Source organism: Pseudomonas sp. ef1, from assembly GCF_007293365.2.
Classification (GTDB): Bacteria; Pseudomonadota; Gammaproteobacteria; order Pseudomonadales; family Pseudomonadaceae; genus Aquipseudomonas; species Aquipseudomonas siliginis.
On sequence record NZ_CM129815.1, the window covers coordinates 1,591,918 to 1,613,946 of the forward strand.

The window sequence follows — 22,029 nt, forward strand, 5'->3', positions numbered from 1 at the left end:
TGCCGTGGCGGCCGAAGCAAGGAGAACACGATGTCCGACACCCTGTTTATCACCGGCGCGACGTCCGGTTTTGGTGAAGCCTGTGCCCGGCGTTTTGCCGAGGCTGGCTGGAAGCTGGTACTGACCGGCCGTCGTGAAGAACGCCTCAATGCCCTGTGCGCCGAACTGTCGAAGCAGACCGAAGTGCATGGTCTGGTCCTCGATGTGCGTGATCGCAAGGCGATGGAGGAGGCGATCGCCAACCTGCCGCCGTCCTTCGCCAAACTCCGTGGCCTGATTAACAACGCTGGCCTGGCGCTCGGCGTCGATCCGGCGCCCAAGTGCGATCTGGATGACTGGGACACCATGGTCGACACCAACGTCAAAGGCCTGATGTACGCCACTCGCCTGCTGCTGCCACGGCTGATTGCCCACGGCCGTGGCGCCGGTATCGTCAACCTCGGCTCCATCGCCGGTAACTACCCGTACCCGGGCAGCCACGTGTACGGCGCGAGCAAAGCCTTCGTCAAACAGTTCTCGCTGAACCTGCGTTGCGACCTGCAGGGCACTGGCGTGCGGGTCAGCAACATCGAACCCGGCCTGTGCGAAAGCGAGTTCTCGCTGGTACGTTTTGCCGGTGACCAGGAACGCTACAACGCCACTTACGCCGGCGCCGAGCCGATCCAGCCACAGGACATCGCCGAGACGATTTTCTGGGTGATGAACACCCCGGCGCACATCAACATCAACAGCCTGGAGCTGATGCCGGTGAGCCAGACCTGGGCCGGGTTTGCCATCGAGCGTAACAAGGCTTGATACCGCGCTGAGGCCATTCGCGAGCAGGCTCGCTCCCACAGGAGAATGCATTCCAAAATGTGGGAGCGAGCCTGCTCGCGAAAGCAATTGTTCGGTCAGCGAAGATATTCAGCCAGTCCGCTATAACAAGTCGCCAAATGATAAGGCGTGGTCGAAGGCATGTCCTTGCGGCTGACCTCTCCATTCTCATCGCGACACTCATGCCAGCCGCCGGCATGCAGAAACCGCTGCTGCAACGCCTGCAACTGGCGCAGCACCACCGCTTCGCTGTCCGCCCGCAAGGTCAGCGCGCGCAGGTATTCAGCCTGAGCCCAGATCCGTTGGGTGGAATCCCTTGGCCGTCCATTGTTTTCCAGATCAAGCATCGCCCGCACCGCGCCGCAGGACTCCAGCACGCCATATTGTTCGGTAAAAGCAAACGCCCGATCCAGTGCCCGATGCAGCTTCGAGCCACGCAACAGCGCCGAGGACTGGAGCAGGAAATACCATTCGAACTGGTGCCCCGGCTCGTACCAGTTATCCACAGCGCCCAGCGGCTTCTCCATCAACACGCCATATTGCGGATCGACGAATTGCTTGTGCATGGCTGTGCATAACTCAAGCAGGGCGTTGTGCGTCTGCGAGTCTTCACGCACGGCGAGGGTCGCCAGAAAAGCTTCGGCCAGATGCATCAGCGGATTTTGCAGTGGCCCGGTTTGCAGGGTGAGCCAGTCACGCTCCAGGCAGGCTTCGTATAAACCGTCGCCGGTGGCGAATCGGCGGCCGATGATTTCCAGCGCGGCGTTCAATGTCGACTCGGCCAGCGAATCCCGGGACTTGTCCCAGTAATGCGCGCAGGCGTACAGGATGAAGGCGTGGGTGTAGAGATCCTTGCGCTGGTCCAGCGGCTTGCCCTGTGCGTCGATGCTGTAAAACCAGCCGCCGTGCTCGGCATCATGGAAATGCCGTTGCAGCGAACGGAACAGCGCGGCGGCGCGGACTTCGGCGTTATCCACAACCCCGATCAGGCTGGAGAACAGATACAGCTGCCGTGCGCAGGCCATCGCCCGATAGCGCTGCACTGGCAACGGCTGGTGTGTAGCGTCCAGCGCCTCATAGGGCAACGCCATGTCGGCATTCCAGCCCGGGCCTTGCCACAGCGGCACGATCACGTCGAGGAAGTGCTGCTGCACTTGGCCAAACAGGGCGGTCAATTCGGGCAGGGCGGTGGAGCGGGAAGCGTGGGGCATGGGCGGGCGTCACGGGCTGGGGCGATTGCGCGACATGGTAGCAGAGAGGCAGCCTTTAAAGGTTTGGTGTCTGATCGGCCGTCATCGCTGGCAAGCCAGCTCCCACAAGGAAATTGAGTGTTCACACAATTGTGGACTTACCCAATAACCTGTGGGAGCTGGCTTGCCAGCGATGAGGCCGGCTCAGGCGATAGAGATTAGCCTGCCAGCAACCACACCCCGGTCGCCGCCGAAGCCGCACCCGCCAACCGCACCAGCGGCGCCGCTGCCTGCGGAAGAACTCGCACCACGCCATAACCGAGCGCATGCAAAACTGCTGTCGCCGCGACAAACCCGGCCGCATACGCCCACGGGCTGCTCATTTCCGGCAGCTCCAGCCCATGCGCCACGCCATGGAACAGCGCAAACAGCGCCGTCGCTGCCACCGCCATCACCAGCGGCGGGCGCACGGCCAGTGCCACGGCCAGGCCCAGCGCCAATACCGAAGCAGCAATCCCGCTTTCCAGCGCCGGCAACTCCAGCCCTTCAAAACCGAGCAGGCCGCCCAGCAGCATGGTGCCGACAAACGTGCACGGCAGCGCCCAGCGCGCCGCGCCTTGTTGCTGCGCCGCCCACAAACCGACGGCGAGCATTGCCAGCAAGTGGTCGAGCCCGCCGATCGGGTGGCTGATGCCCGCGACGAGGCCGCTGTCGCCATGCCCAGGGTGCGCGAAGGCCAGTGCCGGTGTCAGCAGCAGCGCCACGGCGCCAAGAATGCGTTTGAGTGTCATGGATAAGCTTCCTTGTTGATAAGTGGATCAGGCGGCGGTCAGCAGGCCCTGGCGTTCGATGAAGGCGATGATTTCTTCAAGGCCCTGACCGGTTTTCTGGTTGCTGAAAACGAACGGCTTGCCGTTGCGCATGCGTTTGGTGTCGCTGTCCATCATTTCCAGCGAGGCGCCCACCAGTGGCGCGAGGTCAATCTTGTTGATCACCAGCAGGTCGGACTTGCAGATCCCCGGGCCGCCCTTGCGCGGCAGCTTGTCGCCGGCGGAGACGTCGATCACGTAGATGGTCAGGTCGGACAGCTCCGGGCTGAAGGTCGCCGAGAGGTTGTCGCCGCCGGACTCCACCAGAATCAGATCCAGCCCGGGAAAGCGCCGGTTCAGTTGATCGACCGCTTCGAGGTTGATCGAGGCGTCTTCGCGGATCGCCGTGTGCGGGCAGCCGCCGGTTTCCACGCCGATGATCCGCTCCGGCGCGAGGGCTTCGTTGCGCACCAGGAAATCGGCGTCTTCGCGGGTGTAGATATCGTTGGTGACCACGGCGAGGTTGTAGCGCTCGCGCAGGGCCAGGCACAGGGCCAAAGTCAGCGCAGTTTTGCCGGAACCGACCGGGCCGCCGATGCCGACGCGCAGAGGTTGTGTATCCATTTCATTCTCCAAAATAAACAGCCCTAAGAGCGGAAGAGACGGCTGTACTGGCGCTCGTGGGCCATGCACGCCAGAGACAGGCCAAACGCGGCGCTGCCGATGTGTTCGGGGTTGAGGTGAGTCGCGTCGTGCTGCGCCTGTTGCAGCAGCGGCAGCAGTTCGCTGGTCAGGCGCTGGGCGGCTTGCTGGCCCAGCGGCAGGGTTTTCATCAATACGGCGAGCTGGTTTTCCAGCCAGCTCCACAGCCACGCGGCAAGAGCGTCCTGCGGGGTGATGCCCCAGGCGCGTGCCGCCAGTGCCCAGCACAGGGCCAGATGCGGTTCTGTGGTCTGGTCAAGAAAGTCGCGGGCGGGCGCATCGAGTTCTGGCAAACCGTTCAACAACTGCTGCAGGGAGTAGCCCATTTGCCGGCTCTCCAGATGCAGCTCACGGGTTTCGCGACTGGCGCGGTGGCTCTCGCAGAGCTGCCGTAGTTCGGCCCAGTTTGCATCTGCTGCGACCTGGCAATGCGCCAACAGCAGGGGCGCTTCGAAGCGCGCGAGGTTGAGCAGCAGTTGATCGCTGATCCAGCGGCGGGCGGCGTCAGGGTTGTGGACCCGGCCGTTATCCACCGCCATTTCCAGGCCCTGGGAATAGCTGTAGCCGCCAATCGGCAATTGCGGACTGGCCAGACGCAGCAGCGCCCAGGCCGGATTCACAGGCGCACGCCGAACTGGTGGAGTTTCGGCGCGTAGTTGAAGTCTTCGTCACCGTGCCGGGAATGATGATGGCCGCCGCCGTAGGCGCCGTGTTCCGGCTGGAACGGCGCTTCAATTGCTTCGACTTGTGCGCCGAGCTGTTCGAGCATGGCCTTGAGTACGTAATCGTCGAGCAGGCGTAGCCAGCCATCGCCGACTTGCAGGGCGACATGGCGGTTGCCGAGGTGATAGGCCGCGCGGGTCAGTTCGAACGCATTGGCGCAAGTGACATGGAGCAGTTGTTCGGGGCGGGCGCAGACACGCACGACACGGCCGTCTTCGGCCTGCAGACATTCGCCGTCATACAGCGGTGGCTGGCCGCGCTCCAAAAACAACCCGACGTCTTCGCCTTCGGCACTGAAACAGCGCAAACGGCTTTTGCTGCGCGCTTCGAAGGTCAGGTGCAGCTCGGCGGCCCAGACGGGTTGAGGGTCGATTCTGCGATGAATCACCAGCATCGGAAAGCTTCCAGCAATGAACGTTGAATGGGCTAGAGCAAGCGCCGCGCCAATCGGGCGATCTGTAGGAAATAGCTGTCGGCACGTGCCTGATCTTTCAACAGGTGCGGCGATTCTGGAAGGTTTTGGTGCATGAAGGATTTGTCATGCACCAATTCGATGCCGTGACGGATGTTCAATGTGGGAGCGAGCCTGCTTGCGAATGCGCCGTGTCAGACAGATGTATTCAGCTGACCCAGCGCTTTCGCGAGCAGGCTCGCTCCCACAGGGGCTTTGCGCTGTGTCAGATAGAGAAGGGGATTACTCGGTACTGCCCAGCCCTTGCCAGTGCTTGAGGCCGATGAAGATGAAGCGCAGTTGCTGGGTGATCTTCGCTTGCGGCGTCAGATGCTCCGGCAAGGCCGCGGCGGGCGGGTCGATGATGTCGGGGAGGGTGGCGAACACCGATTTGACGATCAGGTCGGCGATCACGCTCAGACCGGCGATGTCCAGATGTTGCAGCTTGGGCATCAGCGCCAGGTCCGCCGCGAGGTCGGCGCTGATGTTTTCGCGCAAGCGTCCGATTGCCTGCCGCACCGGCAGCGAGCCGCCATATTGTTCGCGGGCGAGAAACAGGAATTGCGAGCGGTTGGCGTTGACCACATCAAGGAAGATGCGCACCGAGGCGTCGATGATGCCGCCCATGACGAATTCGTTGTGGCGCACCAGGCGGATGGTCTCGCGGAAGGTCTGGCCGACTTCGCTGACCAGCACCAGCCCCAACTCGTCCATATCGGCGAAGTGCCGGTAGAAACCGGTGGGCACGATGCCGGCGGTCTTGCTCACTTCGCGCAGGCTCAGGCTGCCGAATCCTCGGCCGCTTTCCATCAGGTGGCGGGCAGCGTCCATCAGGGCGTTGCGGGTCTGTTGTTTCTGTTCGGCGCGGGGCAGCATCGCAGGGTGTGTTCTTCGGCAGGACAAGCGCCGCACTCTAGCAAATCGGCTTTGTCGGCGTCGAACGGGGAGTCGTGCAGCGAGGGTTTTACAGCAGCTGAAAAGTCAAAAGCCCAATCCGCTGATTGGGCTTTTTCGCTGGGCCGTCATAGGCTCAGCTCACGGCGCTGTTGCGTTCGATTACACGATCACCACCACCTTCGGCGAGGGCTTGACCTTGTGGAGTCTTGTCGTAGCCATCTTCCACCAGGCCTTTTTCTTCGAGACGATTGCGGCCGTTTTCAGCCAGGGTCTGGCCCTGTGGGGTTTTGTCATAGCCATCTTCAGCCAGAGTCTGACCTTGAGGGGTTTTGTCATAGCCGTCTTCAGCCAGAGTCTGGCCTTGTGGGGTTTTGTCGTAGCCGTCTTCAGCGAGCGTCTGGCTGAACACCGAGTGGCTGTCTTTGACTTGCGGAGTGGCCTGATCGGCAGCTGGCAGGGCGAAAGCAGTGCTGGCTAGCATGGACAGGGTAAGGCTGAGCAGTAATTGGCGTTTCATGATAGTGGCTCCTTGGGAGGGCGATAAAGTGGGTACGAGGGCAATGCTACTCTCGATATGTCGATATAAAAGTTCATAAACGCAATGGTAATAATCAACAGAATTGATTGTTCGGCGCGAAGGCTCTAGATCGGGCCTTTGCGGGCGACGGTTTTGCACCGTCGTGGGTATTTTCGACTCACTCGTGCCTCCCAAAAGTGCGGGTCGCGGTAACACTGCTCGACCGATCGGTCAGTTTTGCTGCGTTTTTTATGGCTTAAACTGCCTTTCGATTAAACCTGCGGGCCTTTCGCCAGTCACAGACTGCATAGGGGCCGCTTCGGTCTGCCGTTTCAGCTGTGCGTCGGGTAATCGGCGTGCGGTCGTGATCAGGAGCTTTGTGCATGACGCGCACTGGAAAAATCTTCAGCTGGACCTTCGCCATCCTCGTGCTGCTCCTGGCAGCCTTGATTCTGATCATCGTGTTCTTCGACTGGAACCGGATCAAACCGACCATCAACGCCAAGGTCTCGGAAGAACTGCACCGGGCGTTTGCCATCAATGGCAACCTCGCGGTGATCTGGCAGCGCGAGCCGGAAGAAGGCGGCTGGCGTGCCTGGGTGCCGTGGCCGCATGTGGTCGCCGAGGACTTGAGCCTGGGCAACCCGGACTGGTCGAAGCAGCCGCAGATGGTCACCCTGAAACGTGTCGAGCTGCGCATTTCGCCGCTGGCCCTGCTGGCCCAGCGCGTGGTGATTCCGCGCATCGACCTGACCGAGCCGAATGCCGAACTGCAACGTCTGGCCGATGGCCGCGCCAACTGGACGTTCAAATTCGATCCCAAGGACCCGAACGCCGAGCCGTCGAGCTGGGTGGTCGACATCGGCGCGATCGGCTTCGACAAGGGCCACGTGACCCTCGACGATCAGACGCTGAAAACCAACCTCGATGTGTTGATCGACCCGCTCGGCAAGCCGATTCCATTCAGCGAGATTGTCGGCGACAAAGCGGCGAAAACTGCTCAGGACAAGGGCGGCGCACCGCAGGACTATGCCTTTGCACTCAAGGTCAAAGGCCAATACCACGCGCAGAACCTCACCGGGCAAGGCAAGATCGGCGGGCTGCTGGCCTTGCAGGACGCGAGCAAGCCGTTCCCGTTGCAGGCCCAGGCGAAGATCGGCGACACCCGTATCGAACTGGCCGGCACCTTGACTGACCCGCTGAATCTCGGCGCCCTTGATCTGCGCCTCAAGCTCGCTGGCGACAGCCTCGGCAATCTCTACCCGCTGACCGGCGTGACCCTGCCGGACACCCCACCGTATTCCACCGACGGCCACCTGATCGCCAGGCTGCATGACGAAGCCGGGGCGAAATTCACTTATGAGAAATTCAACGGCAAGATCGGCGACAGCGACATTCACGGCGACCTGACCTATGTTGCGAGCCAGCCACGGCCGAAACTCAGCGGTGCGCTGCTCTCCAATCAATTGCTGTTTGCCGACCTCGCGCCGCTGATCGGCGCCGACTCCAACACCGAGCAAAAGGCCCGTGGCGGCGCGAGCAAGCAACCGGCGGACAAAGTCCTGCCGGTCGAAGAATTCAAAACCGATCGCTGGCGGGCCATGGACGCCGATGTCGAGTTCACCGGCAAACGCATCGTCCACAGCGAGAAGCTGCCGTTCAACGACCTCTATACCCATCTGAAACTCAACGACGGCGAGCTCAGCCTGGAACCGCTGCGCTTTGGTGTCGCCGGCGGCACGCTGGATGCGCTGATTCGCCTCGATGGCCGCACCGAGCCGCTGGAAGGCCGCGCGCGTTTGACCGCACGCAAATTCAAACTCAAAGAGCTGTTCCCGACCTTCGAGCCGATGAAGACCAGTTTCGGTGAGCTCAATGGCGATGCCGACATCAGTGGCCGGGGCAACTCCGTGGCCAAGCTGCTCGGTGGTGCCAACGGCAATCTGAAGATGCTGATCAACGACGGTGCAATCAGCCGTGAGTTGATGGAGCTGGCCGGGCTCAACGTCGGTAACTACGTGATCGGCAAGATCTTTGGCGACAAGGAAGTGAAGATCAACTGCGCGGCGGCGGACTTCGACATCAAGACCGGCCTGGCGACCACACGGCTGTTTGTCTTCGATACCGAGAACGCGATCATCTACATCGATGGCACGGCGAACATGGCCACCGAACAACTCGATCTGACCGTGACCCCGGAATCCAAGGGCTGGCGTCTGATCTCGCTGCGCTCGCCGCTGTATGTGCGCGGCAAGTTCATCAAACCGGATGCCGGCGTCAAAGCCGTACCGTTGATGCTGCGCGGGGCGGGGATGGTTGCGCTGGGCGTGATCGCCGCACCGGCGGCGGGATTGCTGGCGCTGGTGGCGCCGAGCGGGGGCGAGCAGAATCAGTGCGCGCCGTTGCTCGAGCAGATGAAGCAGGGCAAGGCGCCGGTAACCGTTAAACCCAGTAAGTAAGCAGGGCAGATCAAAAGATCGCAGCCTTGGGCAGCTCCTACATTTGGAATGCGTTTCCCCTGTAGGAGCTGCTGAAGGCTGCGATCTTTTGCTGTTAAGGGTTACAGATCGTTGAGGATATCCGCCATGTCGTCGGCGTGTTCTTCTTCCTGGGCGAGGATGTCTTCGAAGATGCGGCGGGTGGTCGGGTCTTTGTCACCGATGTACTGGATGATTTCGCGATAGCTGTCGATAGCAATGCGCTCGGCCACCAGATCTTCGTAAACCATTTCCTTGAGCGTGTTGCCAGCCACATATTGCGCGTGGGACATCTTGCTCAGCAGGTCAGGGTTGAACTCAGGCTCACCGCCCAGTTGCACGATCCGCTCGGCGAGGCGATCGGCGTGCTCGGCTTCCTGGTTGGCGTGTTCGAGGAATTCGTCGGCGGCGACGTTGGCTTTCAGGCCGCTGGCCATGAAGTAGTGGCGCTTGTAGCGCAAGGTGCACACCAGTTCGGTGGCCAGCGACTCGTTGAGCAAACGCAGTATTTCTTCACGGTTGGCGTTGTAGCCCTCGGTGACCGCGCCGTTTTCCACGTGTTGCCGCGCGCGCTCGCGCAGGGTTTGAACATCAGACAAATGCACGTCACTCATTTCATTCTCCTGGAGGCTAATCCGATAGGCGCCACGTTCTGAAGACGCAGTCGCTACCCAGGTTGTGAGTCTTGAGCGAAGCGAAAAGTTTTATGCGATTTACGCCGGACGCGCTGCAGGAACTGCTGAAGACTGCTATGTCGGGAGGGCCTGACGCTGGTCAGTCCGGTTTCGGTGGAGCGGATCGTGGCGGGCTGAAGTAGGCTCATCGTTCAGTTGTCATCGTCACGCTGGATGCTTGGCGGGCGTCTTGCAGGTCTGGCATCCACTCACCGCGCACAAGGATGTAACCCATGTCGACACGTTATCCATTGGTGCTGGTGCCGGGCATGCTCGGCTTTATCCGGCTGGTGCTTTACCCGTATTGGTTCGGCATCATCAAGGCCTTGCGCCGTGGTGGTGCGACGGTGGTCGCGGTGCAGGTCTCGCCGCTCAACTCTACTGAAGTGCGCGGCGAGCAGTTGCTGGCGCGGATCGAGGAAATCCTGCGCGAGAGCGGGGCGCAAAAGGTCAATCTGTTCGGCCACAGCCAAGGCGCGTTGACCGCACGGTATGCGGCGGCGAAGCGTCCGGATCTGGTCGCCTCGGTGACTTCGGTGGCCGGGCCGAATCACGGCTCCGAACTGGCCGATTATCTGGAAAAGCACTATCCCGCCAACAGCGCCAAGGGGCGCTTGCTCGAAGCGTTGCTGCGCCTGATCGGCTGGGTCATGGCATTGCTCGACACGGGTTATCACGGGCCGAAACTGCCGGTGGATATCCACGCTTCCCACCAATCGCTGACCACGGCGGGCGTCGCATTATTCAATCAGCGTTATCCACAAGGGCTGCCTGAAGTCTGGGGCGGCCAGGGGGCGGAAGAGGTCAACGGTGTGCGCTATTACTCCTGGTCAGGGACGCTGCAACCGGGCAAGACCGATCGTGGCGGCAATCTTTTTGACGGCACCAACCGAAGTTGTCGCTTGTTTGCCAAGACCTTCGTCCGTGAGCCGGGGCAGTGCGATGGCATGGTCGGCCGTTACAGCTCGCATCTGGGCACGGTGATCGGTGATGACTATCCGCTGGATCATTTCGACATCGTCAATCAGTCGCTGGGACTGGTGGGCAAGGGCGCGGATCCGGTAAGGCTGTTTGTCGAGCATGCGGCGCGGCTGGAGGCGGCTGGGTTATGAAAGCAGGATCAAGATCAAAAGATCGCAGCCTTCGGCAGCTCCTACCCTTGAAATGCGGTGTCCTGCAGGAGCTGGTGAAGGCTGCGATCTTTTCAATCAGGCGACGCTGATCCTGCGGCCCAAAACGGTGGTCCAGCGCTCCGACAAAACCACCCCACCCAAGGTCAGCAAACCGCCCACCAGGTGATACATCGCCAACTGTTCCTTCAGCACCAGCGCTGCGATCAACGCGGTAATCAGCGGCAGCAGATTGAAGAACAACGTCGTCCGGCTCGGTCCCAGCCGCTGCACCGCTTGCATCCACGCCAGCGGCGCGACCATCGAAGCCAGCAGGCATGCATAGAGCACCAGCGGCACGTTCTGCAGATTCAAACCGGTCTTCGGCGAAGCAGCGAACAACGGAAACAACACCACAATCGCCACCAGCACCTGCAAGTACAGCAGCACCAGCGGCGGCAGGCGCAGTTGCCACTTTTTCAGCAGCGTGCTGTAAACCGCGTAGGCCAGCGTGGCGATCAGCATCATCGCATCGCCCAGATTGACCCCGTGTTGCAGCAGCGCTCCGAGGCTGCCGGATGACACCACTACCAGCACGCCAGCAAACGACAGCACCGCACCGACCAGCGCACCAGCCGTCAGGCGCTGGCCGAGGCTGATGATCGCCATGGCCAGCGACATCAATGGCATCAGCGACAGGATGATGCCCATGTTGGTCGCGGTGGTCAGTGTTGCGGCGAAATAGGCGAGGCTCTGATACACCGCCATGCCGAGCACGCCGAGGACGAAAATCCGCCCCAGGTTCGGCCGAATCTGCGGCCAGTGGGCGATGACTCTCTTCAGCATGAATGGCGTGAACAGCACGCCGGCCAGCAGCCAGCGATAGAAACCGATCTCGGCCGGGAATATTGCGCCGACCGCCAGTTTGTTGATCACGGTGTTGCCGGCCCAGATGAAAATCGCCAGCAGGGGAAACGCGTATTGCATGGGACAAAACCAGAACGTTGATGAAGGGCGATTATCGCCTGTCTGGATGCAGGCCTATACTGCAATCCAGACAACCTGCCTCTGCATCCGGACAGCATGAACAGCAAACACATTGATCTGCTCGATTTCAGCGAACTGCCGTCAGCGGTGTATTTCCGCTACGCCGATTTCAATGCCCGCGAATATGCCGCGCCACACCGGCATCCTTGGGGCACGCTGGAATACGCGGCCCATGGCGTGTTGCACATGGATGTCGACGGCAGCCGCTTCATGTCGCCGCCGCAGTACGCGGTGTGGGTGCCGCCCGAGGTCGAGCACAGTTTCTACAGCCACCAGCCGGTCAACTACCGCGCGGTATGTCTTGATCCAAGTGTTTGCAAACGGTTGCCGGCGCGCGCCTGCACCTTGGCGATCAGTGACATTCTCAAGGCGATTCTCAAGGACTTCGCCGCCCGCGATGTGAAGATCCCCGAGCATGAAGCCGATCAGCGTCTGGCCCAGGTACTGGTCGATCAACTGCAACAGGCACCGGTGCAGGAATGTTATCTGCCGTACGCGAGCAGCCCGGGCTTGCTGACGATTCTCGACGCCTTGCAGGCCGCGCCGGGCGACAACCAACCGTTGGCGCATTGGGCCGCGCAGGTGCATGTCAGCGAGCGAACTCTGGCGCGGCAGTTCGTTCGTGAGCTGGGCATGAGTTTTGGCGAGTGGCGTCAGCGCTTGCGTTATCTGGCGGCGATCGAGGCGCTTGAGACCTCGCGTTCGGTGCAGGAAATCGCTTTCGACCTCGGCTACAGCAGCGGCTCGGCATTCATCGCCATGTTCGCCCGCCAGGCCGGGTGCACGCCGGAGCAGTATCGGCGTAGCCACCTCGAGGGCAGGAAGGTGTAACAAGCTTTGACTACACTGCGACAGAGGCCGCATCCATCGGTGCGGCAACAAGGAGAAAACTCCATGAAGATGTTGCGTGTGCCGTTGTTGATGATCGGGCTGCTTGTGTGTTCCCAGGGTTTCGCCGCCACGGCGCAACAGAACAAGATGACCACCTGCAATGCCGATGCGACCGCCAAAAGCCTGAAGGGCGACGAGCGCAAGGCGTTCATGAGCACCTGCCTGAAAGCGGCGCCAGCGGCCAACGATGGCAAGGAGCTGACCCCGCAGCAGCAGAAGATGACCACCTGCAATGCCGATGCGAAAACCAAGGCGCTGACCGGCGATGCGCGCAAGGCGTTCATGAGTGAGTGTCTGAAGAAAAAGTGAAACGGTAAATAATGTGGTGAGCTTGCCGGCCTCTTCGCGAGCAGGCTCGCTCCCACATTTGAAATGCATTCCCCTGTGGGAGCGAGCCTGCTCGCGAAAGCGTCGCTGAATGCACCGCCAATCCCACGCCCCGCATATCCCTAGTGCTAACCCCGGATCGCTGGCAGACTGCCCATCCTTTCACGCCGTTCGTTTTGAGGCTGTATGCCAACGTTTTCGCAGCGTCATGTTGTGTTCTGGGTCAGTTGCATCATCATTGTTGGCGGTCTGCTGCTGGTGCTGCCGCTGCGCCTGTTGCCGAGCCTGCTGGCCGGGTTGCTGGTGTTCGAGCTGGTCAACATGCTCACCCCGCAACTGCAACGGCTGATCGAAGGGCGGCGTGCGCGCTGGTTGGCGGTGGCGCTGCTCGGCACGCTGGTAGTAAGTGCGCTGGCGCTGATCTTCGCTGGCGCCATCAGTTTCCTCCTGCATGAAGCGGAAAACCCCGGCGCCTCGCTCGATAAATTCATGGGTGTGGTCGATCGCGCGCGCGGGCAGTTGCCGCCGTTCATCGATGCCTACCTGCCGGCGAGTGCGGCGGAATTTCGCGTGGCGATCGGCGAGTGGGCGAGCAAGCATCTGGCCGACCTGCAACTGGTCGGCAAGGACGCCGCGCACATGTTCGTCACCCTGCTGATCGGCATGGTGCTCGGCGCGATCATCGCCCTGCAGCGCATTCCCGACGTGACCAAGCGCAAGCCGCTGGCCGCCGCTTTGTTCGACCGTTTGCATCTGCTGGTGCAGGCGTTCCGCAATATCGTCTTCGCGCAGATCAAGATTTCCCTGCTCAACACCGTGTTCACCGGGATCTTCCTCGCGGTGATCCTGCCGATGTTCGGCATCAAGCTGCCGCTGACCAAAACCCTGATCGTGCTGACCTTCCTGCTCGGCCTGCTGCCGGTGATCGGCAACCTGATGTCGAACACGCTGATCACCATCGTCGGTTTGTCGCTGTCGATCTGGGTGGCGATCGCCGCGCTGGGCTATCTGATCGTTATCCACAAGCTCGAATACTTCCTCAACGCGCGCATCGTCGGCGGGCAGATCAGTGCCAAGTCGTGGGAGTTGCTCCTGGCGATGCTGGTGTTCGAAGCCGCGTTCGGTTTGCCGGGGGTGGTGGCAGGGCCGATTTATTACGCGTATCTGAAGAGTGAGTTGAAGCTCGGAGGAATGGTCTAGAAAAGCAGCTTCGAGCTTCAAGCTTCAAGCTGCAAGTAAAAAGCAGAGCAAGAGCCGCAGTGGCTTTTGCTCTAGCTTGCAGCTTGCAGCTTAAAACTTGCAGCTGCCCCTAAACGCCATAGCGTTTGCGGGCTTCAATCGCCAAACCGCTACCAATGCTGCCAAAGATGTTGCCTTCGACATGCCGGGCGTTCGGCAGCATTGCCGACACGCTGTTGCGCAGGGCCGGGATGCCGCTGGAGCCGCCGGTGAAGAACACCGTGTCGACCTGATCGACCGCCACGCCTGCATCATTGAGCAATTGCGTAACGCTGCCGCGCACTCGTTCCAGCAAGGCTTCGATCGCCGATTCGAACAGCGCGCGGCTCAGCTCGACGCTCAGCCCGGCTTCGATGCGGTCCAGCGGCACGTGGCGGCTGTCGGCGTGGGTCAGCTGGATCTTGGTTTCTTCCACTTCCATCGCCAGCCAGTGCCCGGCGCGCTGTTCGATCAGCTTGAACAGGCGATCGATGCCGCCGGTGTCTTCGATGTCGTAGCGCATGCTGCCCAGTGCCAGCGTGGATTTCTGCGAGTACACCGAGTTGATCGTGTGCCAGGTCGCCAGGTTCATGTGGTGGCTGGTTGGCATGTACGCGCCGCTCTTCATGCGGCTGCCGTAGCCGAACAGTGGCATCAGGCCTTGCAGACTCAGCTGTTTGTCGAAGTCGGTACCACCGATGTGCACACCGCCGGTGGCGAGAATGTCATCGTGACGGTTGTCGAGACCACGACGCTCGGGCGACAGGCGCACCAGCGAGAAGTCGGAGGTACCACCGCCGATGTCGACGATCAGTACCAGCTCTTCTTTCTCGATGGTCGACTCGTAGTCGAACGCTGCCGCGATCGGCTCGTACTGGAACGACACGTCCTTGAAGCCGATTTTGCGCGCCACTTCGACCAAGGTGTCTTCGGCTTCCTGGTCAGCCAGCGGATCGTCATCGACGAAGAACACCGGGCGACCCAGCACCACTTGCTCGAATTCCCGACCGGCGGCGGTTTCGGCGCGGCTCTTGAGCTGGCCGATGAACAGCCCGAGCAGATCCTTGAACGGCATCGCCGTGCCGAGGACGCTGGTGTCGTGCTTGATCAGCTTGGAGCCGAGCAGGCTTTTCAACGAGCGCATCAGCCGGCCTTCGTAGCCTTCCAGATACTCGTGCAGGGCCAGGCGACCGTAGACCGGGCGACGTTCCTCGATGTTGAAGAAGACCACCGACGGCAGGGTGATCTTGTCGTCTTCCAGCGCGATCATGGTATCCATGCCGGGGCGCAGCCAACCGACGGTGGAGTTGGACGTGCCGAAGTCGATGCCGCAGGCACGGGCTGGAGAGGCGTCTTTCATGTCTTTCGGTTTCCGGTCAAAAAAACGGCCGCGCAGTGTATGTCAGTGCGCGGCAGATTCGAAGGCCGGTCATCCGCTATTTCGCCCCCAGACAGTTGAAAACCACCGCATCGCCCCAAACTTGCTGGCATGGGCCGGCAGACACACCGGCGGTCGCAAGAACCGTCGTCCACTGCCGATAAACTTCTGCGGCGCCACCCGGTCACAAACTTGAGATCGGTCAACCCGGCACGTGCCAATCGGCGCATGCTGGTCTCGGCGCGAAATCGATAACGGATGGTGATCCTTCCATGGACTTCAAAGACTATTACAAGATACTCGGCGTGGAGCCGACAGCCGACGACAAGGCCATCAAGGCGGCCTATCGCAAGCTGGCGCGCAAATACCACCCCGACGTCAGCAAGGAAAAAGACGCCGAGGCCAAGTTCAAGGATGCCTCGGAAGCCTATGAAGCGCTGAAAAGCGCCGACAAGCGCGCCGAATACGACGAACTGCGCCGTTATGGCCAGCACGGTCAGCCGTTCCAGGGCCCACCGGGCTGGCAGAGCCGTGGCGGCTTCGGTGGCGGCGGTGGCGACACGGGCGACTTCTCGGACTTCTTCAGTTCGATCTTCGGCAATCGCGGCCCCGGTTTCGGTGGCGCCGAGAGCCGCCAATCACGCGGACGCCGAGGGCAAGACGTGGAAATGGAACTGCCGGTCTTCCTCGAAGAAACCCTGTCGAACGAATCGAAGAAAGTCACCTTTCAGGTGCCGCAATACAACGCGCACGGCCAGCATGTCAGCAACACCAGCAAGAGCCTGAACGTGAAGATTCCGGCCGGCGTGACCGATGGCGAGCGAATTCGCCTGAAGGGCCAGGGCGCACCGGGCATCGGTGGCGGGGCGAATGGCGATCTGTACCTGACCATTCGTTTTGCGCCGCACCCGAAATTCGATGTCGAAGGCGAAAACCTGATCATCACCTTGCCCCTGGCTCCGTGGGAATTGGCATTGGGCACTGAAGTGGCCGTGCCGACCCTGACCGGCAAGATCAACCTCAAGGTCCCGGCCGGCAGCCAGAATGGCCAGCGCATGCGTGCCAAGGGCCATGGCCTGCTGAACAAGGCCGGCGAGCGCGGTTACCTGTTCGTGCAGCTCAAGGCCGTGATGCCCAAAGCCTCCGACGATGAGGTCAAGGCGCTGTGGCAGGAACTGGCGAAGAAAGCCGCCTTCAATCCGCGAGAGAACTTCTGAACCCGACGACGGAGTAGCCCATCATGAGCAGCCCCCTGATCGTTCAACTGGACCTGGCAGAATTCTGTGAGGCGGCCGACTTGTCGGCCGTCTACGTGATCGAAATCGTCGAGCACGGTATCCTCGAACCTCAGGGTGCGCAGCCCCGGGAATGGCGCTTCACCGATTACGAATTGGCCTTGGCCAAGCGTGCGGCGAAGCTGCGCCGTGATCTGGAACTGGAGTGGGAAGGCGTGGCGCTGGCGCTGGATCTGCTGGACGAGGTGAAGCAGTTGCGTGCCGAGAACCGCATGTTGCGCCAGCGTTTGGGGCGGTTGGTGGTCGAATGAATTGTTTGAGGCCGTGAGGTCCTAGCTGGCCTCATCGCGGGCCGGCCCGCTCCCGCCTGATTAATGTTTGCGGGTGTTTCGTCCGGTATGAACCGGCAGGATGGTCTGATAGTTTTCCGGGCACATGTTGGCAATGGATGCCGACTCTCGTAGCGCCAGCCATGCCGGCCAGCGCTGCGCAATCTTTGCAAGGAAGCCTGTCAATGCCAGTCAGACCCAAGCCGCCCAAGCCGGGCGCAGGCGATGTGAACACCCCTGTACGTACCACCCCGGATCCAGTTGCGCACGGTATCGAGTCGTTGCACCTGACCCCCGGTCCGTTCATTCGCAAGACCCCGCCCGATGCCAGTGAGCCCGGCAATAGCACGCAGCAAATGGAAACTGCAGTTGCCCCGCACAGCGTGTACGTCGACCCGACGCCGTCTACAACTGGTCCCGTCCCGAAGCTTAAAACCTCGGCTCTGGAGCGTTACCTGATTGCCTCGACAGCCCCTCTACCGCAAGCGGACGTTGACGGGTTTCGCGTATTCAAAGGACGCCAATACGCGGACCTGCAGGGCGGTGGTACGGTGCTGATCGGCGTCGATGCCGAGACCGGTCTGCATCGGGCCAGATTGTCCAGCGAGCTGCAGCCGTCCGGCCCTGTGCTTGCCTACGATCCGTTGACCAAGCACTGGTACGCGCTTGAAGAGTCCAGCGCGTTGCCGGACGCTGCCGCTGTCCCGGGTAAAAGCCGCAGGGTGGCGCGCCAGAGTGATGAAGACTATGAGTCTGCCGTTGAGGAGCTGCCCCACGATGGCGGTGCAACGCAGGAATACTTCTATCTGGCGTCCGAGTCGATGCCCGTCAAACCCTTCACCGCTGACGAATTGCGTGCAATGCGCAGCGAAACGCGGTTTTCGTTCCTTGCCAATCGGCCCGGGGTCTACGACCGTGCCAATAACGGCAAATACCCTTTCCGGGACATGGCCGGCCGGCCTGTCAGGATAAAGAAGCTCCAGACCCTGGCGCGTTTCGAAGACGGCAGCCGTTATACCTCCGAGCAGATCAAGCCTTACATCAAGTTTGGCGCCTACGAGCATGTCGCGCGGTTGTATGAAGAAAAGCTGCAATGGCGATTGTTCACCGAGGCCGACATGACGGTGCCCGGAGAGCGGGCCCTGGTCGGCCAGTCAATGGTGGTCGCCAACCGGCGCATCACCCGAGGCGAGGTGGTCGGTGTCTATGCTGGCGCGATCATGCCGGGACGTCTTGTGCCGCTGCCCCAGCAGTCATACACCATGAAGGTCGGCGTCCGTTATCAGCCGGGACCTGGATATTTGATCCCCTACGAATTCGCGCTGGTCGGTGACACGATTATTTCCCGGATCAACACGCGCTTTTGGTATGACGCAACGGGCAAGCCGGTTCGTCAGGCTACGGAGGGTTACAACGTCGAGTTCGTACCGTTCGATGTCGAAGCGCAACAGTGGATAGGCAAGGAACTGGTCACCCGCGACTTCATTCTCAACGCCATCTTCGCTACCGAAGACATTCCGGCGGGAACCGAGTTACGCATCGATTACAACTACAGCGATGCGGACATCGCGAAACTGTTCGCGTGATTGCCTGAGCGATCGCGACTGAATACGGACCTGCGCGTCCGTATTCAGCGCACGCCTTCATCAGAACAGAAAATAGCGCTGCGCCATCGGCAGCGTTTCCGCCGGTTCGCACCACAGCAACACGCCATCGGCCTTGACCTGATAGGTCTGTGGATCGACATCGATGTTCGGCAGATAGTCGTTGTGGATCAGGTCGGTTTTCTGCACGTCGCGGCAGCCCTTCACCACAGCGATCTGCTTCTTCAATCCCAAGGCTTCCGGCAATCCGGCCTCCTGCGCCGCCTGGCTGATAAAGGTCAGGCTGGTGGCGTGCAGCGAGCCGCCGTAGCTGGCAAACATCGGGCGGTAATGCACCGGTTGCGGCGTTGGAATCGAAGCGTTGGCGTCGCCCATCAGGCTGGCGGCAATCGCGCCGCCCTTGAGAATCAGCGTCGGCTTCACACCAAAGAACGCTGGACGCCAGAGCACCAGATCGGCCCACTTGCCGACTTCGATCGAGCCGACTTCATGGCTGATGCCATGGGTGATTGCCGGGTTGATGGTGTACTTGGCGATGTAGCGTTTGGCGCGGAAGTTGTCGTTGCCTGCGCCGTCCTGTGGCAGCGGGCCGCGCTGTTTTTTCATCTTGTCGGCGGTCTGCCAGGTGCGCGTGATGACTTCACCGACGCGGCCCATGGCCTGACTGTCGGAGCTGATCATCGAGAACGCGCCGAGGTCGTGGAGGATGTCTTCGGCGGCAATGGTTTCGCGGCGGATGCGGCTTTCGGCGAAGGCGACGTCTTCGGCAATGCTCGGGTCGAGGTGATGGCAGACCATCAGCATGTCGAGGTGTTCGTCGATGGTGTTGCGGGTGAACGGCCGGGTCGGGTTGGTCGAGCTTGGCAGCACGTTGGCAAAGCCGCAGGCCTTGATGATGTCTGGCGCGTGGCCGCCACCGGCACCTTCGGTGTGATAGGTGTGGATGGTGCGGCCCTTGAACGCGCCAAGGGTGGTTTCGACGAAGCCGGATTCGTTGAGGGTATCGGTGTGGATCGCCACCTGCACATCGTACTGGTCGGCGACGTTGAGGCAGTTGTCGATGCTCGCCGGAGTGGTGCCCCAGTCCTCGTGCAGCTTGAGACCGATGGCACCGGCCTTGACCTGTTCGATCAACGGCTCCGGCAGGCTGGCGTTGCCCTTGCCGGTCAGGCCGATGTTCATCGGAAAAGCATCGGCGGCCTGGAGCATGCGCGCCAGATGCCACGGGCCGGAGGTGCAGGTGGTGGCGTTGGTGCCGGTGGCAGGCCCGGTGCCGCCGCCGATCATGGTGGTGACGCCGCTCATCAGCGCTTCTTCGATCTGCTGCGGGCAGATGAAGTGGATATGCGTGTCGATGCCGCCAGCGGTGAGGATCATGCCTTCGCCGGCAATCACTTCGGTGCCGGCGCCGATGGCGATGGTCACATTGGGCTGCACGTCAGGGTTGCCGGCCTTGCCGATCGCGGCGATGCGCCCGTCTTTGAGGCCGACGTCGGCCTTGACGATGCCCCAGTGGTCGATGATCAGTGCGTTGGTGATCAGCGTGTCGACCACTTCGGCGGCGAGCAATTGGCTCTGGCCCTGGCCATCGCGGATGACTTTGCCGCCACCGAATTTCACTTCCTCGCCGTAGGTGGTGAAGTCCTTTTCGACTTCGATCCACAGCTCGGTGTCGGCCAGGCGCACCTTGTCGCCGACGGTGGGGCCGAACATGTCGGCGTAGGCTTGGCGGGAGATTTTCATGGGCATGCCTTGAGATTCAATTGGGTCTGAAATCGCTCGCATTACTCGCTTTCGCGAGCAGGCTCGCTCCCACATTTGATCGCGTTCTCATGTGGGAGCGAGCCTGCTCGCGAAGGGGCCAGAGCGGGCACCGTGTTGTTTAGAGATCACCCATGATGCGGCCGGCAAAGCCGAACACCCGGCGATGCCCGGCGTAATCGACCAGCTCGACTTCACGGCTTTGCCCTGGCTCGAAGCGCACCGCCGTGCCCGCCGGAATATTCAGGCGCATGCCGCGACTGGCGGCGCGATCGAAGGTCAGCGCGTCGTTGGTTTCAAAAAAGTGGAAATGCGAGCCGACCTGAATCGGCCGGTCGCCGCTGTTGGCGACTTTCAGGCTGACGGTGCGGCGGCCGACGTTGAGTTCGATGTCGCCGGGCTGGATCTGGTATTGGCCAGGAATCATCGCTGGGCTCCTTGCAGGACTTTGTAATAGAGCGCGGTCGGGCGATAGGTGCCATTGGGGTCGCAGGCGTAATCAGGGATTTCGCCGGCGCGCACGTAGCCCAGCGCCTTGTAGAAATCTTCCGCCGGCGAGCCGGCCTCGGTGTCGAGATAGAGCATGCCGCGCTTGTGCTTGGGCGCTTCGAGTTCCAGCGCCTGCATCAAATGCTGACCGAGGCCGCGCCGCCGGGCGTCTTCGCGTACCAGCAGCTTCTGCACTTCGGCGCGGTTCAGACCGTTGGCCTTTTGGCACAGGCCCAGTTGCACGCTGGCCAGCACCTGCTCGTCCTTGACCACCACCCACAGCAGCGTGCTGCCCTTGTTGATGTTGTCCTGCACCTCATCGAAATATGCGCGCGCCTGCACCTCATCGAGGTCGGCCATAAAACCGACGCTGGCGCCGTAACCGACGGCGTCGAGCAGCAGATCGATCAGGCCCTGGCGATAGTGGGCAAAGCTTTCAGCGTTGACGCGGCGCAACTGGGCGGCGTTCATCGACATCACTCCTTGTGAGTATCCGGCGGCTGTGCGCCGGGATTGAGGGTCAACTGCATGAAGGTCAGGTCGAGCCAGCGGCCGAACTTGGTGCCGACTTGCGGCATCTGCCCGGTGACGCTGAAACCGGCGCGCTCGTGCAGGCCGATCGACGCGGCGTTGCCACTCTCGATGGCAGCGACCATGACGTGTTTACCGCAGGCGCGGGCGCGTTCGATCAACGCGGTCATCAGTTGCGGGCCGAGGCCGTTGCCGCGTTGATCGCTGCGCACGTACACCGAGTGCTCGACGGTGTGGCGGAAACCGTCGAACGGCCGCCAGTCGCCGAACGAGGCGTAACCCAGCACCGCGTTGTGGCTGTCGACGATCACCAGAATCGGGTACGCCTGCAACTGACGCGCGTCGAACCATGCCTGGCGATTGCCGAGGTCGACCGCTTGTTCGTTCCAGATCGCCGTGGTGTTGAGCACGGCGTCGTTGTAGATGTCGCGGATCGCCGGCAGGTCGGCCCGGGTTGCATCGCGAATGGCGTAAGTCATGGCGCGGCCTCAGACGATCGGCTGGTGAACGGTGACCAGTTTGGTGCCGTCGGGGAACGTCGCCTCGACCTGGATTTCCGGGATCATTTCCGGGATGCCTTCCATCACTTGTTCGCGGCTGAGCAGGGTGGTGCCGTAGTGCATCAGCTCGGCCACGGTCTGGCCGTCGCGTGCACCCTCCAGCAGCGCGGCGGAGATGTAGGCCATGGCTTCCGGGTAGTTGAGTTTTACGCCACGGGCCAGCCGCCGCTCGGCGACGAGGCCGGCGGTGAAGATCAGCAGCTTGTCTTTTTCGCGTGGGGTCAGGTCCATTGTTGGAATCCAATATCGGCAGTTAAGAATGATCAGGTCGATCGCGATCTGTAGGAGCTGCCGAAG

Annotated in this window: 24 protein-coding genes; 9 read left to right on the forward strand and 15 right to left on the reverse strand. The window is 61.4% G+C overall.

The genetic code is table 11. The features are described from left to right. Positions 1-30 precede the first annotated feature (30 nt). Positions 31-795, forward strand: a complete 765-nt coding sequence (locus FEE99_RS07260; RefSeq protein WP_016771914.1) for an SDR family oxidoreductase — start codon at positions 31-33, stop codon at positions 793-795. Between the two features lie 95 nt (positions 796-890). Here the strand turns inward: FEE99_RS07260 and FEE99_RS07265 are convergent, their stop codons facing one another. The 7 genes from FEE99_RS07265 to FEE99_RS07295 form a co-directional block, all read right to left on the reverse strand. Next, positions 891-2,024, reverse strand: coding sequence for an AGE family epimerase/isomerase (locus FEE99_RS07265; RefSeq protein ID WP_041480709.1), 1,134 nt, complete (start codon positions 2,022-2,024; stop codon positions 891-893). 197 nt (positions 2,025-2,221) lie between these two features. Further along, positions 2,222-2,794, reverse strand: coding sequence for a HupE/UreJ family protein (locus FEE99_RS07270; RefSeq protein WP_041480708.1), 573 nt, complete (start codon positions 2,792-2,794; stop codon positions 2,222-2,224). A 27-nt stretch (positions 2,795-2,821) separates the two neighbouring features. Then, positions 2,822-3,436 (reverse strand): urease accessory protein UreG, encoded by a 615-nt coding sequence (gene ureG / locus FEE99_RS07275; protein WP_016771910.1) that lies wholly within the window; start codon positions 3,434-3,436, stop codon positions 2,822-2,824. A gap of 23 nt (positions 3,437-3,459) precedes the next feature. Beyond that, positions 3,460-4,134, reverse strand: a complete 675-nt coding sequence (locus tag FEE99_RS07280) for an urease accessory protein UreF (RefSeq protein WP_041480707.1) — start codon at positions 4,132-4,134, stop codon at positions 3,460-3,462. Continuing rightward, positions 4,131-4,631, reverse strand: coding sequence for an urease accessory protein UreE (ureE, locus tag FEE99_RS07285; protein WP_039756959.1), 501 nt, complete (start codon positions 4,629-4,631; stop codon positions 4,131-4,133). The genes FEE99_RS07280 and ureE overlap by 4 nt, the downstream gene beginning before the upstream one ends. Before the next feature lie 300 nt (positions 4,632-4,931). Further along, positions 4,932-5,564 carry a TetR family transcriptional regulator gene (locus FEE99_RS07290; protein ID WP_041480706.1) on the reverse strand — a complete coding sequence of 211 codons (633 nt, stop codon included), beginning with the start codon at positions 5,562-5,564 and terminating at the stop codon, positions 4,932-4,934. Between the two features lie 154 nt (positions 5,565-5,718). After that, the gene (locus FEE99_RS07295; protein ID WP_041480705.1) at positions 5,719-6,102 is read right to left on the reverse strand and encodes a hypothetical protein; all 384 of its coding nucleotides are present in this window, start codon (positions 6,100-6,102) and stop codon (positions 5,719-5,721) included. Between the two features lie 383 nt (positions 6,103-6,485). On the opposite strand from FEE99_RS07295, the gene FEE99_RS07300 reads away from it, so the two are divergent. Next, the gene (locus FEE99_RS07300; protein WP_041480704.1) at positions 6,486-8,561 is read left to right on the forward strand and encodes an AsmA family protein; all 2,076 of its coding nucleotides are present in this window, start codon (positions 6,486-6,488) and stop codon (positions 8,559-8,561) included. A 101-nt stretch (positions 8,562-8,662) separates the two neighbouring features. Here the strand turns inward: FEE99_RS07300 and FEE99_RS07305 are convergent, their stop codons facing one another. After that, the gene (locus FEE99_RS07305) at positions 8,663-9,193 is read right to left on the reverse strand and encodes a ferritin-like domain-containing protein (RefSeq protein ID WP_041480703.1); all 531 of its coding nucleotides are present in this window, start codon (positions 9,191-9,193) and stop codon (positions 8,663-8,665) included. A 293-nt stretch (positions 9,194-9,486) separates the two neighbouring features. Here FEE99_RS07305 and FEE99_RS07310 point away from each other — a divergent pair, with 293 nt between their 5' ends. Next, entirely contained in the window at positions 9,487-10,365 is an 879-nt protein-coding gene (locus tag FEE99_RS07310) for an esterase/lipase family protein (protein ID WP_041480702.1), read from the forward strand. A 96-nt stretch (positions 10,366-10,461) separates the two neighbouring features. On the opposite strand, the gene FEE99_RS07315 is transcribed toward FEE99_RS07310, so the two are convergent. Further along, the gene (locus FEE99_RS07315; RefSeq protein WP_041480701.1) at positions 10,462-11,349 is read right to left on the reverse strand and encodes a DMT family transporter; all 888 of its coding nucleotides are present in this window, start codon (positions 11,347-11,349) and stop codon (positions 10,462-10,464) included. Between the two features lie 96 nt (positions 11,350-11,445). Between FEE99_RS07315 and FEE99_RS07320 the strand changes: the two genes are divergently transcribed. The 3 genes from FEE99_RS07320 to FEE99_RS07330 all read left to right on the forward strand — a co-directional run bounded on the left by FEE99_RS07320 (position 11,446) and on the right by FEE99_RS07330 (position 13,827). Then, positions 11,446-12,240 carry an AraC family transcriptional regulator gene (locus FEE99_RS07320; protein WP_041480700.1) on the forward strand — a complete coding sequence of 265 codons (795 nt, stop codon included), beginning with the start codon at positions 11,446-11,448 and terminating at the stop codon, positions 12,238-12,240. Between the two features lie 63 nt (positions 12,241-12,303). Further along, on the forward strand, positions 12,304-12,609 hold the full coding sequence (locus FEE99_RS07325) for a PsiF family protein (RefSeq protein ID WP_016771900.1): 306 nt from the start codon (positions 12,304-12,306) through the stop codon (positions 12,607-12,609). Between the two features lie 204 nt (positions 12,610-12,813). Continuing rightward, the gene (locus FEE99_RS07330) at positions 12,814-13,827 is read left to right on the forward strand and encodes an AI-2E family transporter (RefSeq protein ID WP_041480699.1); all 1,014 of its coding nucleotides are present in this window, start codon (positions 12,814-12,816) and stop codon (positions 13,825-13,827) included. A 109-nt stretch (positions 13,828-13,936) separates the two neighbouring features. On the opposite strand, the gene FEE99_RS07335 is transcribed toward FEE99_RS07330, so the two are convergent. Further along, entirely contained in the window at positions 13,937-15,205 is a 1,269-nt protein-coding gene (locus FEE99_RS07335; protein WP_024011396.1) for an Hsp70 family protein, read from the reverse strand. A 290-nt stretch (positions 15,206-15,495) separates the two neighbouring features. Here FEE99_RS07335 and FEE99_RS07340 point away from each other — a divergent pair, with 290 nt between their 5' ends. From FEE99_RS07340 to FEE99_RS07350, 3 genes are all read left to right on the forward strand, one after another. Then, a complete protein-coding gene (locus FEE99_RS07340) occupies positions 15,496-16,440 on the forward strand; it encodes a DnaJ C-terminal domain-containing protein (protein WP_024011397.1) in 945 nt (314 codons plus the stop codon). Between the two features lie 23 nt (positions 16,441-16,463). Next, positions 16,464-16,769 (forward strand): chaperone modulator CbpM, encoded by a 306-nt coding sequence (locus tag FEE99_RS07345; RefSeq protein ID WP_041480698.1) that lies wholly within the window; start codon positions 16,464-16,466, stop codon positions 16,767-16,769. Between the two features lie 203 nt (positions 16,770-16,972). Continuing rightward, entirely contained in the window at positions 16,973-18,373 is a 1,401-nt protein-coding gene (locus FEE99_RS07350) for an SET domain-containing protein (protein ID WP_041480697.1), read from the forward strand. Between the two features lie 60 nt (positions 18,374-18,433). Here FEE99_RS07350 and ureC read toward each other — a convergent pair whose 3' ends face one another. From ureC to ureA, 5 genes are all read right to left on the reverse strand, one after another. Beyond that, complete coding sequence (gene ureC / locus FEE99_RS07355) at positions 18,434-20,134, reverse strand: urease subunit alpha (protein ID WP_041480696.1); 1,701 nt, start codon at positions 20,132-20,134, stop codon at positions 18,434-18,436. Positions 20,135-20,273: 139 nt separating this feature from the next. Continuing rightward, the gene (locus FEE99_RS07360) at positions 20,274-20,579 is read right to left on the reverse strand and encodes an urease subunit beta (RefSeq protein WP_024011400.1); all 306 of its coding nucleotides are present in this window, start codon (positions 20,577-20,579) and stop codon (positions 20,274-20,276) included. After that, the gene (locus tag FEE99_RS07365) at positions 20,576-21,112 is read right to left on the reverse strand and encodes a GNAT family N-acetyltransferase (protein ID WP_041480695.1); all 537 of its coding nucleotides are present in this window, start codon (positions 21,110-21,112) and stop codon (positions 20,576-20,578) included. Before FEE99_RS07365 ends, FEE99_RS07360 begins: the two co-directional genes overlap by 4 nt. A gap of 5 nt (positions 21,113-21,117) precedes the next feature. Beyond that, complete coding sequence (locus tag FEE99_RS07370) at positions 21,118-21,651, reverse strand: GNAT family N-acetyltransferase (protein ID WP_041480694.1); 534 nt, start codon at positions 21,649-21,651, stop codon at positions 21,118-21,120. Positions 21,652-21,660: 9 nt separating this feature from the next. Next, positions 21,661-21,963 carry an urease subunit gamma gene (ureA, locus tag FEE99_RS07375; protein WP_003221215.1) on the reverse strand — a complete coding sequence of 101 codons (303 nt, stop codon included), beginning with the start codon at positions 21,961-21,963 and terminating at the stop codon, positions 21,661-21,663. Positions 21,964-22,029: the final 66 nt, after the last annotated feature.

Coding starts and splice junctions, on each gene's coding strand:
- FEE99_RS07260 (WP_016771914.1), top strand. CDS start 31: ATGTCCGACACCCTGTTTATCACCGGCGCGACGTCCGGTTTTGGTGAA.
- FEE99_RS07265 (WP_041480709.1), bottom strand. CDS start 2,024: ATGCCCCACGCTTCCCGCTCCACCGCCCTGCCCGAATTGACCGCCCTG.
- FEE99_RS07270 (WP_041480708.1), bottom strand. CDS start 2,794: ATGACACTCAAACGCATTCTTGGCGCCGTGGCGCTGCTGCTGACACCG.
- ureG (WP_016771910.1), bottom strand. CDS start 3,436: ATGGATACACAACCTCTGCGCGTCGGCATCGGCGGCCCGGTCGGTTCC.
- ureE (WP_039756959.1), bottom strand. CDS start 4,631: ATGCTGGTGATTCATCGCAGAATCGACCCTCAACCCGTCTGGGCCGCC.
- FEE99_RS07290 (WP_041480706.1), bottom strand. CDS start 5,564: ATGCTGCCCCGCGCCGAACAGAAACAACAGACCCGCAACGCCCTGATG.
- FEE99_RS07295 (WP_041480705.1), bottom strand. CDS start 6,102: ATGAAACGCCAATTACTGCTCAGCCTTACCCTGTCCATGCTAGCCAGC.
- FEE99_RS07300 (WP_041480704.1), top strand. CDS start 6,486: ATGACGCGCACTGGAAAAATCTTCAGCTGGACCTTCGCCATCCTCGTG.
- FEE99_RS07305 (WP_041480703.1), bottom strand. CDS start 9,193: ATGAGTGACGTGCATTTGTCTGATGTTCAAACCCTGCGCGAGCGCGCG.
- FEE99_RS07310 (WP_041480702.1), top strand. CDS start 9,487: ATGTCGACACGTTATCCATTGGTGCTGGTGCCGGGCATGCTCGGCTTT.
- FEE99_RS07315 (WP_041480701.1), bottom strand. CDS start 11,349: ATGCAATACGCGTTTCCCCTGCTGGCGATTTTCATCTGGGCCGGCAAC.
- FEE99_RS07320 (WP_041480700.1), top strand. CDS start 11,446: ATGAACAGCAAACACATTGATCTGCTCGATTTCAGCGAACTGCCGTCA.
- FEE99_RS07325 (WP_016771900.1), top strand. CDS start 12,304: ATGAAGATGTTGCGTGTGCCGTTGTTGATGATCGGGCTGCTTGTGTGT.
- FEE99_RS07330 (WP_041480699.1), top strand. CDS start 12,814: ATGCCAACGTTTTCGCAGCGTCATGTTGTGTTCTGGGTCAGTTGCATC.
- FEE99_RS07335 (WP_024011396.1), bottom strand. CDS start 15,205: ATGAAAGACGCCTCTCCAGCCCGTGCCTGCGGCATCGACTTCGGCACG.
- FEE99_RS07340 (WP_024011397.1), top strand. CDS start 15,496: ATGGACTTCAAAGACTATTACAAGATACTCGGCGTGGAGCCGACAGCC.
- FEE99_RS07345 (WP_041480698.1), top strand. CDS start 16,464: ATGAGCAGCCCCCTGATCGTTCAACTGGACCTGGCAGAATTCTGTGAG.
- FEE99_RS07350 (WP_041480697.1), top strand. CDS start 16,973: ATGCCAGTCAGACCCAAGCCGCCCAAGCCGGGCGCAGGCGATGTGAAC.
- ureC (WP_041480696.1), bottom strand. CDS start 20,134: ATGAAAATCTCCCGCCAAGCCTACGCCGACATGTTCGGCCCCACCGTC.
- FEE99_RS07360 (WP_024011400.1), bottom strand. CDS start 20,579: ATGATTCCTGGCCAATACCAGATCCAGCCCGGCGACATCGAACTCAAC.
- FEE99_RS07365 (WP_041480695.1), bottom strand. CDS start 21,112: ATGAACGCCGCCCAGTTGCGCCGCGTCAACGCTGAAAGCTTTGCCCAC.
- FEE99_RS07370 (WP_041480694.1), bottom strand. CDS start 21,651: ATGACTTACGCCATTCGCGATGCAACCCGGGCCGACCTGCCGGCGATC.
- ureA (WP_003221215.1), bottom strand. CDS start 21,963: ATGGACCTGACCCCACGCGAAAAAGACAAGCTGCTGATCTTCACCGCC.